General features: G+C 55.2%; 11 protein-coding genes. 7 read left to right on the forward strand and 4 right to left on the reverse strand.

Annotated features, from left to right (window positions below; genetic code table 11):
* The 3 genes from PEH01S_RS21255 to PEH01S_RS21265 form a co-directional block, all read right to left on the reverse strand.
* On the reverse strand, positions 1-1,436 hold a 1,436-nt coding region (locus PEH01S_RS21255), incomplete at its 3' end, for an ABC transporter substrate-binding protein (protein WP_127487863.1).
* 131 nt (positions 1,437-1,567) lie between these two features.
* On the reverse strand, positions 1,568-2,044 hold the full coding sequence (locus PEH01S_RS21260; protein ID WP_127487865.1) for a cytochrome P450: 477 nt from the start codon (positions 2,042-2,044) through the stop codon (positions 1,568-1,570).
* A gap of 474 nt (positions 2,045-2,518) precedes the next feature.
* On the reverse strand, positions 2,519-3,946 hold the full coding sequence (locus tag PEH01S_RS21265; RefSeq protein WP_127487867.1) for an ABC transporter substrate-binding protein: 1,428 nt from the start codon (positions 3,944-3,946) through the stop codon (positions 2,519-2,521).
* A gap of 306 nt (positions 3,947-4,252) precedes the next feature.
* Here PEH01S_RS21265 and PEH01S_RS21270 point away from each other — a divergent pair, with 306 nt between their 5' ends.
* Positions 4,253-5,275 carry a right-handed parallel beta-helix repeat-containing protein gene (locus PEH01S_RS21270; RefSeq protein WP_127487869.1) on the forward strand — a complete coding sequence of 341 codons (1,023 nt, stop codon included), beginning with the start codon at positions 4,253-4,255 and terminating at the stop codon, positions 5,273-5,275.
* A 259-nt stretch (positions 5,276-5,534) separates the two neighbouring features.
* On the opposite strand, the gene PEH01S_RS21275 is transcribed toward PEH01S_RS21270, so the two are convergent.
* A complete protein-coding gene (locus PEH01S_RS21275) occupies positions 5,535-7,250 on the reverse strand; it encodes an ABC transporter ATP-binding protein (RefSeq protein ID WP_025852768.1) in 1,716 nt (571 codons plus the stop codon).
* A 228-nt stretch (positions 7,251-7,478) separates the two neighbouring features.
* Here PEH01S_RS21275 and PEH01S_RS21280 point away from each other — a divergent pair, with 228 nt between their 5' ends.
* Genes PEH01S_RS21280 through PEH01S_RS21305 form a run of 6 tightly spaced genes read left to right on the forward strand, consistent with a single transcriptional unit; the run spans position 7,479 to position 12,339 of the window.
* A complete protein-coding gene (locus PEH01S_RS21280; protein ID WP_025852767.1) occupies positions 7,479-8,240 on the forward strand; it encodes an IclR family transcriptional regulator in 762 nt (253 codons plus the stop codon).
* An 18-nt stretch (positions 8,241-8,258) separates the two neighbouring features.
* Complete coding sequence (locus PEH01S_RS21285) at positions 8,259-9,032, forward strand: SDR family NAD(P)-dependent oxidoreductase (protein WP_127487871.1); 774 nt, start codon at positions 8,259-8,261, stop codon at positions 9,030-9,032.
* Between the two features lie 41 nt (positions 9,033-9,073).
* Positions 9,074-9,985, forward strand: coding sequence for a fumarylacetoacetate hydrolase family protein (locus PEH01S_RS21290; RefSeq protein WP_127487873.1), 912 nt, complete (start codon positions 9,074-9,076; stop codon positions 9,983-9,985).
* A 28-nt stretch (positions 9,986-10,013) separates the two neighbouring features.
* The gene (locus tag PEH01S_RS21295) at positions 10,014-10,328 is read left to right on the forward strand and encodes a UxaA family hydrolase (RefSeq protein WP_025852763.1); all 315 of its coding nucleotides are present in this window, start codon (positions 10,014-10,016) and stop codon (positions 10,326-10,328) included.
* 24 nt (positions 10,329-10,352) lie between these two features.
* Entirely contained in the window at positions 10,353-11,513 is a 1,161-nt protein-coding gene (locus PEH01S_RS21300; RefSeq protein ID WP_025852762.1) for a UxaA family hydrolase, read from the forward strand.
* Positions 11,514-11,544: 31 nt separating this feature from the next.
* Positions 11,545-12,339, forward strand: coding sequence for an SDR family NAD(P)-dependent oxidoreductase (locus PEH01S_RS21305; RefSeq protein ID WP_127487875.1), 795 nt, complete (start codon positions 11,545-11,547; stop codon positions 12,337-12,339).
* The last annotated feature ends 76 nt before the right edge of the window (positions 12,340-12,415 follow it).

Below are 12,415 nucleotides of genomic sequence, written 5' to 3' on the forward strand. Positions count from 1 at the left end.
TTGCCTTCCTTCGCATTCTTGGCATCCTGCTCCTGCTTGGCTTTAATATAAGCTTCCTGCCCTTTTTCCTGCATCGTCTTGAGCGCGTCGTCCACCGATTTCTTGCCTTCGATGACGGACTGGATTTCGTTTCCGGCCAGCTCGTTGAACGGTTGATAAAATCCCATCGGGATTTTGTTGTAGTTTTTGTAAAGGCTGTTCTCACTCATTTTCAGCATATAGAACGGCTCCATACTGCGGCCCTCGCGTTCTTTGGCATAGGCCGTTCGGGAAAGCATCGCCCCGTCTTCGGACTTGGATAGCAATCTGGCCATTTCCTCGCTGTTGATATACTTGACGAGCTCCCAAGCCGCTCTCGGATTGGACGAGTTGGCATTGACGGCGAACAGCCCGGAAAGGGAGACGGAGTTCGAAACTTCCGGGTTTTTCGGATCGACCGGTACGGTAACGATATCCCAGTTGACAGGCGTTACGTCTTTCATCGTTTCCTTGGCGCGTTGAAGGCTGTTAATCATATAAGAACCTTCAACCGTCATAGCAAGTCTTCCGGTGGCGAACAAATCTTTCTTCATATGGTCTTCCATCGTCATCGGCTTATTCGGATCGAATTTTTCGTCGCTGCCGGCAAACACCGCCCCCGATTTTAAAGCTTCCACTGTCGTAAGAAGCGCTTCTTTCCAGCCGTCCGATTGGATTGTGACCGCTCCTTTGTCCGGGTCGACGAAGGATAATCCGCTGGTCCCTCCGATAGCGTTCATCATTTGATAAGCAACTTGCTTCTTATCGGAGAAAGCAAACGATGCGTTCTGGGCAAAGCCATAGATCCGGTTGTCCCCTTGTCCGTCCTTCGGGAACCGCTTGGCGAGGTCCAGCACTTCGTTCCAGGTCATCTTGTTTTTCGGCAGCGGGACGCCGTGCTTCTCGAATAAATCCTTATTATAAAATAGCGCCTGACCGTAGAAGGAAGGGGTCAACCCGTAAATATTGCCGTTGCCTTTCGCTTTGATTTGCTCCACGACGCTCGGCAAAATATTTTCGATATCGAACTTGTCCTGACGAATGACGTCGTCGAGCTGGTACAGCTTGCCGTCGTTGGCCCACTTCTCGAACAGATCCGGCGAATCGAACAAAAGCACATCCGGTTTTTCTTCGTCAATAAGCTTCTGGAATTCCTCGTTCGGATCCTTGCCGCTGCCGTAGATGCCTTGCGTGGAAACGACTTGCACGTCAATATTCGGAAATTTTGCCGAGAACAAGTTGCCGTACTGCTGGAAGAAGTAACCTTTGTCCCAGAATACGACCTTGATGCTTGCTTTCTCGTCTTTGCCGAGCTCCTTAAGCGTCTTGGACGGTTTGTCTCCTCCCCCGGAATTACATCCCGCAATCAGCACAGCTACAGCCAATCCGGCCGTGAGCCCAATACGACTTCGTTTCATTGCTTTTTCTCCACCTTTTCCGAAAGACAGCATATTACCTTGCCGCGCCGTCTTTTCCAATTATTTCTTCATCCCACTCTAATAGACGGATGAAAGGCAGAAAAGAATTCATTTTTTTTCTAAAATTTTCTTTATAATTTTTTTACAATCCGTTCTCGGGGTCGAATTCGATCGGTAGCGCTTGGCGTCCGAAAAAGAAAGAGTTCGGAATCGGGGCAAGTGAGGCGCCTTACGCCAGATGGATGATTGGCCGAAGCCAGCCAGAGAACCAGGACATCGTCCTTTTTCAAGTGGCAGCCCTGAAACTCGGTATCCTGCTTCACAAACCTCAGGACCGCTTGAACAGGGGAATAAAACCGCGGCGTTTCTTCGATCATCGTATTTAAACGTTCGGCGTTTCCGCAAATCGCAGGCTGCAGCTCGTTGCGTTCGGTAAGCAGCCGTACGAAATTGCCGAGCAAATTCGTTGTCGTCTCGTTCCCGGCAATGAGCAGCAGGATGCAAAACTCCACGATTTGATTAAGGGTCAATTTTTCCCCGTTCACCTCGGCATAAACGATCTGGGAAATGAGGTCGTCCTGCGGATCGCTCCGTCGAAGCTCGATCACCCGCCGGAAATAGGCTTCCAGCTCCCACGCGCCTCCATCTGCTCGGCACGCAGCCGTTCGACCGATTCGTGATGGGCGTCCGCCGGCGCTTCGATTGTCAAATCTCCATCCGCTCCGTCAATTTTAGCTAAAAAACGGTCTCCTGCTTGGCAGCATGAACATATGGCAGAGCACAGCGTCAATATCGTTTAGAGGCGCACTCCCAAGGGGGTTATTTCGCTGAAACGATATTTCCTGATAGGGTCGTCCGCCGCGGCACTTGCCTTCGTTGCGGAGCATAAGCTCGCCCCGGGCCTTTGGAGCGGTACCTCGGTAGGGGAAGCAATCCCGACGGAAAGTGGATTTATCTCATTTCCGGCAAGCAGCCTATTCAACCTTAACCTCTGTAAAAAAGGGCGGCGGAGTCCAGGAATGTCCGTGACCCCACCGCCTTGGGATGCCTTCTGTTACTGCCGGTTCGGCAGGCTTCACTTCTCAGTTTTCCTTCGCATTGTTGGCATCCTGTTCCCGCTTGGCCTTGATATAAATTTCTTGCCCTTTTTCCTGCATGGTTTTGAGCGCTTCGTCCACCGATTTTGTGCCCTCGATAACTGCCAGGAGTTCCGTACCGGCCATTTCATTGAAGGGTTGATTAAACCCGAACGGTATGGTGTCCATGCCTTTCATCAGCATGTCTTCATTGCTATTCAGCATATAGAAAGGCTCCAAACTGCGGCCGTTCCGTTCCTTCACGTAGGCCGTTCGCGAGAGCAGCGAGCCGTCTTCGGATTTGGCCTGCAATTTGGCCATCTCGTCGCTGTTAATAAACTTGACGAGCTCCCAGGCGGCTCTTGGATTGGAAGAATCGACGTTAACGGCGAAAAGGTCCGAAAGCGATACGGCGTTGGACACGTCCGGATTTTTGGGATTGACCGGTACGGTGACGATATCCCAATTCACAGGCGGGTCTTCCGGAAGGTTCCTGGCGTTTTGAAGGTTTGGCATGGCGTAGGAGCCGTCCAGCGTCATCGCGACTTTTCCGGCGGCGAACAGGCTCCGGCCATCGTCCATAAGCACCGTTTTATTCGGAGCGGGTTTGTTGTCAGTGCCGGTATACACCGCGCCTGATTTCAAAGCTTCCATCGCAGTTACAAGTGCATTTTTCCAGCCTTCCGATTGAAGCGTAACCGTTCCTTTACCGGCGTCGACGTACGATAAGCCGCTGGTCCACCCGATGCTGCTCATCAAGTCTAAGCTGATGCGCTTTTTGTCGAGGAATGCCCCGGAAGAGGCAAATCCGTAAATCCGGTTGTCTCCTTGTCCGTCCTTAGGGAACCGCTTGGCGAGGTCCAGCACCTCGTCCCAGCTCATTTTATTTTTCGGCAGCGGCACGCCGTATTTTTCGAACAAGTCTTTGTTATAGAATAGAGCCTGACTGTAAAAGAACGGGGCCAAGCCGTAGATATTGCCGTTGCCTTTCGCTTTAATCTGCTCGATGACGCTTGGCAAAATGTTCTCCACGTCAAACTTATCCTGTCGAATGACATCGTCAAGCTGGTACAGCTTCCCGTCATTCGCCCATCTCTCAAACAGATCGGACGATTGGAACATAAGCACATCCGGCTTTTCGTCGTCGATGAGCTTTTGGAATTCCTTGTTCATATCCTTGTTGGGGTTGCGGAACATTCCCTGCATGGAAACGACCTGCACGTCAATGTTCGGAAATTTCGCCGAGAACAAGTTGCCGTACTTTTGGAAGAAATAATTTTTGTCCCAGTAGACGACTTTAATGCTGGCTTTCTCGTCTTTACCAAGCTCCTTGAGCGTTTTGGAAGGCTTGTCTCCGGCCCCGCCGGAAGTACAGCCCGTCAGCAGCACAGCCAGAGCCAACCCTGCCGTTAAACCTTTACGAATTCTCTTCAATGCTTGTCCACCCTTTTCCAAAGACGGATCGACGACCGTCTTGTCTGATATTTGTGTTTCCAAACCGTATAACGGATAAGGGCCATAGAAAAAGGACAACTTTTCTAAAAAACTTCATTACTCTTTGCAATAACACATCCAAATTTCGTAAAATTTCCTCAAGACCCGGAGATTTTTTGTATCCGCTGGATGAATTCCGGAAAAATTCCAAGCCATTCTATGGATTCTACAAGCATAAACCAAGGATGTTTGATAATGTCAATGTTGTAACCGTTGTCAAAATAACAGATCAGGAGGCATGATGTGATGAAAAAAAGTTGGCGTTCCCGTCTTTCCTGCATATCGACCGTTTTGACGCTTGGCTCGGTGCTGCTCTCGTTTCCCGCTTCGTCGATGGCCGCCTCCGTCACCTGCAGTACGGCTGCTTGCTTGAAAAATGCCCTCGCTAATGCGTCGCCGGGAGACGTTATTACTTTAGCGGCGGGCGTGACGTTCAACGGCAACTTCGTAGCTGCCGCCAACGGCTCCTCAACCGGCAAGATTACGCTGCAAAGCGCCAGCGCTTCCAACAAAGCCGAGCTGAACGGCGGCGGTACGGGGAGCGGCTATGCGCTGCACGTGACAGGCGACCATTGGGTAATCAAGGATCTGAAAGTGACAAACGCCAAGAAAGGAATCATGCTCGATCATGCGAATTACACGCTGATTGACGGGGCCGAGGTGTACCAGATCGGGGAAGAGGGCGTGCATTACCGGGACGGCAGCTCCTATAATACGATCCGCAACTCGTATGTTCACGATATCGGCACCGTAAACCCTCAGTACGGAGAGGCGATATACGTCGGGTCCGACAAAGGAAAGTGGGGCACCTTTAACGCGGCGACGAACTATAACACGATTGCGAACAACACCCTGGGGCCGAATGTTGCTGCCGAGCATATCGACATTAAGGAAGGCTCTGCCGGGACGCTTGTCGAGAACAACACGTTCGACGGAACCGGGATGAGCGGCGCCAACGCTGCGGACAGCTTCATCGATGTGAAAGGGAATAACGACGTGATCCGCAACAATACCGGCTACCGCAACGGCAACAGCAGCATCAAGGATGCGTTTCAGGTTCATCAGCGGGCGGCCGGCTGGGGACAAAACGCCTCGTTCACGAACAATACGGTCTATTTGGACAACACGACCGCCTATGTCGTGAACGCGGCCAGCGGTACGACCGCCAGCGCCTCCGGCAATACGCGTTACCCGGCCGGAAACATGTACAACGGCAGCGTCACGAGCGGGGAAAAGACGGAACGTCCGTCTGCGTCAAGCTCCCATTAAGCGTCATACTGTTGACTTAGTGAAGTTATTCCCGTAAGAGTTTACGTCCGCCTTTGAAACCTGTGGAAATTCCGAGAATTCTAATCCAATTCACGGGTAGATAGGGGGTCCCCGGAAAGTAATCGGAATAAGCTTCCAAGTGTTACTTCACTTTCCGGGGGAGGGCAGCGGCTGGAGGGATATACCCCATCGGTGTTGCAAAGCTCAACAAGCTCAACCGTCCTCGCTTTGGCGTGGACGGTTCTTTTTCGTTCACAGTCTACGATCCGAACTGCGCTTGATGCAGCCGGCTGTACACGCCCCCTGAAGCTACGAGCTCGTCATGGCGTCCCTGCTCGGAAACTCCTTCCTCGGTAACGACGACAATGCGGTCGGCGCTGCGGATCGTGGCGAGCCGGTGGGCGATGACAAGCGTCGTGCGGCCGACGGACAACTCGGCGAGCGATTGCTGGATGGCCGCTTCCGTCTCGGTGTCGAGCGCCGAAGTCGCTTCGTCGAGAATCAGGATCGGGGGATTTTTCAGGAACATCCGCGCGATGGCGAGCCGCTGCTTTTGACCGCCGGACAGCTTCACGCCGCGTTCGCCGACGGGCGTCTGCAGGCCGAGCGGCAGCGAGAGGATGAAGTCCTCCAGCTTCGCCCGGCGGGCGGCGTCCCAGATTTCCGCATCCGTCGCGTTCAGCTTGCCGTAAGCGATATTGTCGCGCAGCGTGCCGGAGAATAGAAACACGTCCTGCTGCACGATGCCGATATGCTGCCGGAGCGACGAAAGCTTCATCTTCCGGATGTCCAAGCCGTCGATGGCGATGCTGCCGGATTCGATTTCGTAGAAGCGGGGCAGCAGGCTGCACAGCGTCGTTTTGCCCGCGCCGGACGGTCCGACGAAGGCGACGGTTTCCCCGGCCTGAATCGAAAGGTCGATATTTTTCAGCACCTTGGCGTGATCCTCGTATCCGAACGTCACCTTCTCGAAGCGGATATCTCCGCGTACCCGGTCAACCTTCACGGCATCCGGGGCATCGGCGACGTCCGGCTCCGTATCCATAATTTCGATAAATCGTTTGAATCCGGCGATCCCTTTCGGATAGCTTTCCAGGAACGCGTTGATCTTCTCGATCGGCTTGAAGAAAATGTTGATCAGCAGCAAAAAGCCGACAAAATCCCCGTAAGACAGCTCTCCTTGAACGACGAACCACGCGCCGCAGATCAGCACGAACAGCGAGATCAGCCGCATCAGCAGGTACATGCCGGACGAGCTGACCGCGATGATTTTATACGAGCGGAGCTTCGCCTCCCGGAAGTTGCTATTGCTCACCATGAATTTGTCCATCTCGTGCTCCTCGTTCGTGAACGTCTGTACGACGCGGATGCCGGTTACGCTGTCCTCCACCTGCGCGTTCACGTCGGCGATATCCGAAAACATCCGTTTGGATGCCTTGACGAGCTTCATATTGCAAACGACCACGAGCCAAATGAGCAGCGGGACGATCAGGAAGGTGAGGCAGGCCAGCTTCCAGTTGATGAACAGCATCATCGTGAACGCGCCACAGAGCGTCATGATCGCGATAAACACGTCCTCCGGGCCGTGGTGGGCCATTTCGCCGATTTCGAACAGATCGTTCGTCATGCGCGACATGAGATGGCCCGTTTTGTTGTTGTCGAAGAAGCGGAACGACAGCTTCTGGATATGGCCGAACAGCTGCCGGCGCATGTCGAATTCGATGTTGATGCCGAGCCGGTGGCCCCAATAGGTCACGATATATTGCAATCCCGTGCTGACAAAATACAGCGCCAGAAGACCGGCGCACGCCGCGACGATCAGCCCCCAATCCTTGCCGGGCAGCAGCTTGTCGACGATCAGCTTGACCGCCAGCGGAAAGCAGAGCTCCAGCAGCGCCGCCAGCACGGCGCAGGAGAAGTCGAGCACGAACAGCTTCTTATATGGCGCATAATAGCTGAAAAAACGGCGAATCATTTCCTCACACTCCAGTAATGTTTCTACGACAACGATTTTATTTTCAGGTGACATTATATAGCCGGACCGGTAGCGGCACAAGAGAAAAAAACGGTATAAACGCTTTCACCCCGCTGCCCGAAGGGCTAAATTCCGATTGACACCTTGGAAAGCGCGGTGGTACTATGAAAGAGTCAATTATATAAAACTGTGGTTTATTATACAAAACCAACTGTATTTGGAGGAAGCATGGACAAGAAATATTGGGTACCTGCCCTCGAAAAATCCGACCTTGTGCTTCAAGCGATCTCGGAGCAGCCTTCCGGCCTGAAGCTGATCGACCTGTCGAAGCGGCTCGGGATCAACAAAAGCTCGATGTTTTCCCTGCTTGCCACGATGGAAGCGCTGGATTGGGTTGTACGGGAGGATGATGCGACGTATTCGCTCGGGTCCAAGCTGGGCTACATTGGAAACGCTTTTTTCAAGCAATTCAGCTTGATCGACCGGTTCCGCAAGGAAGCCTCCGTCACCAAGCATGTCCTCAAAGAGACGATTCAGCTGGCGAAGCTGGAACGGAACGAGGTGCTTTATTTGGCAAAGGAAGAGATGCCTTCCCCGGTGCGCCTATCGTCGGAGCCCGGGATCAAATTTCCCGCTCACGCAACGGCGCTGGGCAAGGCGATGCTGGCATGGGTCGACGAGCCCGACTTCGGGACGCTGTATGCTTCGGAAACGCTCGATCCGAGTCTGACGCCGCACACGCTGCAGAAGCGTTCCGACCTGATTCGCCAACTCGAGGACGTGCGGACGAACGGCTACGCCTATGATTTGCAGGAAGCGGTCATGGGGTTCTGCTGTGTGGCCGCTCCGGTTCGTTCCGGCAACGGAAAGGTCGTCGCAGCGATCAGCTGCTCCATGTTCCAGCACGAATGGGAGGCGAAGCGGGACCTGGCCCGGAACGAAATATGCGCGCTCGCCGAAAGGCTGTCGCAGTATCAAACCACCACTTAACCGAAGGATGTGAACCCCGTGAGATTGCACAATAAGGTAACGCTCATTACCGGGTCCGGCTCGGGCATCGGGAAAAGCACGGCGCAGCTGTTCGCCCGCGAAGGCGCGACGGTCGTCGTCAACGATTTGGCGGAGGATAAGGGTCAGGAAACGGCCGAGGAAATACGCCGGGCCGGCGGGAACGCGCTGTTCGTGCAAGCCGACGTGACGAACCCCGAGTCCGTTCAAGCGCTGGTGGACATCGTCATTGCCAAGTACGGCCGGATCGACGTGCTGTTTAACAATGCCGGCATCAGCGGCGTGGGGGCGATCCACGAAGTGGAGCCCGAGGCGTGGGACCGCGTCATGACGGTCAATATCCGCGGCACGTTTCTGCCCTGCAAGTACGTCCTGCCGCATATGATGCAGCGTAAGGAAGGCTCGATCATTAACATGTCTTCCTGCATCGCCGAAATCGGCCTCGCGCGCAGAGCATCGTATTCTGCAACCAAAGGAGCCGTGCTGGCGCTGACCAAATCGATGCAGGTCGATTACGCGCCTTATAACATCCGCGTGAACGCACTGCTGCCGGGCACGATCCTGACGCCGTTCGTGGAAAATTATTTGCGGAACTCCTACGACAATCCGGAGGAGGCTTACGAATCACTTAAAAAACGCCAGCTGAGCGGCGATCTGGGACGCCCGGACGATGTGGCGCAAGCGGCCTTGTTCCTCGCATCGGACGAATCCAAATTTATGATGGGCTCCCCGCTTTATATCGACGGGGGCGTCGTCTTCGGCAAAAACGCATAATCAAGCCAAGCCTATATTCAGCCAAGGAGGCATATTCGGATATGAAATTGCTTACTTTTATCGAAGAGGGACAGGAGCGGCTCGGCGTCAAGACCGATCGCGGCGTCGTACATATCGCCAAAGCGCTTGCAGCGGTCCCTGCCGGCAACGCAGAAGTGCCGCAGACGGTGCATGAAGCGATCGAAGGCGGACCTTTCGCCGTTACGGCGCTGCAAGCTTACGTGGACCAAGCGCTGGCGGCAGCCGGCAGCGAGGCGTATGTGCTGGACGAAGCGGGGCTCACTTACGGCCCGTGCGTTCCGCATCCGAACAAAATCATCTGCGTCGGGCTGAACTACCGCAAGCATGCGGAAGAAACGAACGCGCCGATTCCGCAGTACCCGATCCTGTTCAACAAATTCAACAATACGTTGACGGGGCACGGACAGGACGTGCCGCTGCCGGTCAGCGTGACGAGCAAGGTGGATTACGAGGCGGAGCTGGTCATCGTGATCGGCAAGAAAGCCAAGTATGTATCCAAAGAATCGGCGCTGGATCACGTGTTCGGCTACTGCAACGTGAACGATTTGTCCGCCCGCGACCTGCAGATGCGCACCCAGCAATGGCTGCTCGGCAAGTCGTGCGACGGCTTCAGCCCGCTTGGGCCTTATCTGGTAACGGCCGATGAAGTCGGCGATCCGAACAACCTTTCCATCCGCTGCATCGTGAACGGCGAGGTGCGCCAGAACTCCAATACATCGGACATGATCTTCCACTGCGACGAAATCGTCAGCTACATTTCGCAGCATATGACGCTTGTTCCTGGCGACGTGATTTTGACCGGAACCCCGGAGGGTGTCGTGCTCGGATATCCCGAAGATAAGCAGGTTTACCTGAAAGACGGTGACATCGTGACGATCGAGATCGAGAAGCTGGGCTCGCTGACGAACCGTATGGTTAACGAGCAAGCGTAACGGCAGCGGACAAAAGGAGGAACGACGGATGGCAGGACCGATTATTGCAGGCGCGGATGCGCTCGTGATGGACCCGCGCGACCATGTGGCGACGGCGATCAAAGAGTTGAAGCAGGGACAGCGGATCACGTACCGGGTCCAGGAGCAAGTCCGGGAAGTGACGCTGCTGAACGACGTCCCGTTCGGACATAAAATTGCGATTCAAGACATCCCGGCCGGGACGGATATCCGCAAGTACGGCGAAGTGATCGGACGGACGACGGCCCCGATCCTTGCAGGGCAGCATGTTCACGTGCATAACGTCGAAGGTATCCGCGGTCGCGGAGACCAGGCGAAAGCGTGAGAAGCGAAGGGAGAACGAATACTCATGAATCACATGATGGGCTATAGAAGACCGAACGGCGACGTGGGCATCCGCAATCATTTGCTTATTATCCCGACCGTCATTTGCGCCAACCAAGTGTGCACCCGGATCAACCAAATGGTTCCGGATACGGTAGCGATTCCCCACCAGCACGGCTGCAGCCAGATCGGCGCGGACAAAGATCGCACCTTCGACGTGCTGGCGGGAACCGGCCGCAATCCGAACGTCGGCGGCGTCATCATCATCAGCCTCGGCTGCGAAGTCGTCGACCCGCATGCGCTGGCCGACGCGATCCGTACGACGGGCAAGCCGGTCGAAGTATTCGACATTCAATCGGTCGGCGGTTCCGTCAAAGCGATCCAGCACGGGGTGGAAATTGCGCGGAAAATGCGCGCCCAGCTTGATGAAATGAAGCCCGAGCCGGTGCCCTTCAGCGATCTGATCATCGGGGTCAAATGCGGCGGCTCGGATGCCACCTCGGGGCTCGCTTCCAATCCGGCGCTCGGTGCGGCTGCCGATTCGCTCATTCAGCAGGGCGGCGGCGTCGTGATCGGGGAAACGACGGAAATTATCGGGGCGGAGCATGTGCTCGCTTCGCGCTGCGCCGCGCCTGACATCTCGGAGAAGCTGTATCATATCGTCGACCGCTTCGAGAAGGAAGTCGAGCGGATGGGCGCCGACATGCGGGGCGGTAACCCGAGCCCGGGCAATATTGCCGGGGGACTGACGACGATCGAAGAAAAATCGCTCGGCTGCATCAGCAAGTGCGGCACCGCTCCCATCAAAGGCGTCATCGAGTACGCAGAGGACATTCCGAAGCACGGGCTCTATTTTATGGATTCGCCGGGCAACGACATCGAATGCGTCTCCGGGATGGCGGCGGGCGGTGCGCATCTCGTCTGCTTTACGACAGGACGGGGAACGCCTACCGGCTCGGCCGTCGTTCCGGTCATCAAAATTACCGGTAACAAACGGATGTTCGAGAGAATGTCGGACAACATGGACGTCGATGTCAGCGATATGCTGGAAGGCACGCTCAGCCTGGAGGCGGCGGGGCAGATCGTCTGGGAAGAAATTCAAGCGGTTGCGAACGGCAAGCTGACGAAGGCGGAAATTTTGGGCCATACCGAATTTAGCATCAACCGGATCGGACCGAGCTTATAAGCTGACGAAACAACGAAGGAGGCAACGATTTATGGGAAGATTGGCAGGGCGGGTTGCGCTCGTCACCGGGGCCAGCCGGGGCATTGGGGAAGCCATTGCCATTCGCTTGGCGGAGGAAGGCGCGCATGTCGCCATTAACTTCACTTCCGAGCGTTCGCGCCCATTGGCGGAGAACGTGAAAAAGCAGGCGGAAGCGCACGGAGTCAAAGCGATGGTCGTTCAAGCGGACGTGGGCAGCAAGCAGCAGGTGGAAGAGATGTTCCGGCAGGTGCGGGAGCAGCTGGGCGATGTGGATATTCTCGTCAACAACGCCGGAATCGCGCCGTTCGAGCCGTTCTTGAAATGTACGGAGGAGACGTGGGACCGGACGTACAATACGAACGTGAAGTCCATTTTCCTCTGTTCGCAGCTTGCGGCGAAGTCGATGATCGAAAAGCGCTACGGCAAAATCGTTAACGTCTTGTCGACCGCCAGCCTTGTCGTCACGAGTCCGGTCATTCCGCATTACCAGTCGTCCAAAGCGGCGGCGAATATGCTGACGAAAGGGATGGCCATCGAGCTGGGCAAGTACAACATCAACGTCAATGCGGTCGGCCCGAGCACGGTCGATACCGACATGTGCACGGACTATTTGGCCGACGAAGCCATCCGGGCCAAAGAAATCGAAGCGAATCCGATGAAGCGTCTGGGCACCGCCCGCCAGATCGGGGATGCGGTCGTATTCCTGGCTTCCGAGGAAGCGATGCAGGTTAACGGCCATCTGCTGATGGTCGACGGCGGTCTGACCGTCAAAGCCGCCCAGCCGGAAGATCATATGGAGCATTAATAGCAGCAAGAATCGAGCCCTCCGCCAGCCGGGGGGCTTTTTGGCACACCGTAACCCTTTGAATCCCCCATGATCA

This window comes from Paenibacillus ehimensis NBRC 15659, from assembly GCF_004000785.1.
In the GTDB taxonomy this organism is placed as follows: domain Bacteria; phylum Bacillota; class Bacilli; order Paenibacillales; family NBRC-103111; genus Paenibacillus_G; species Paenibacillus_G ehimensis.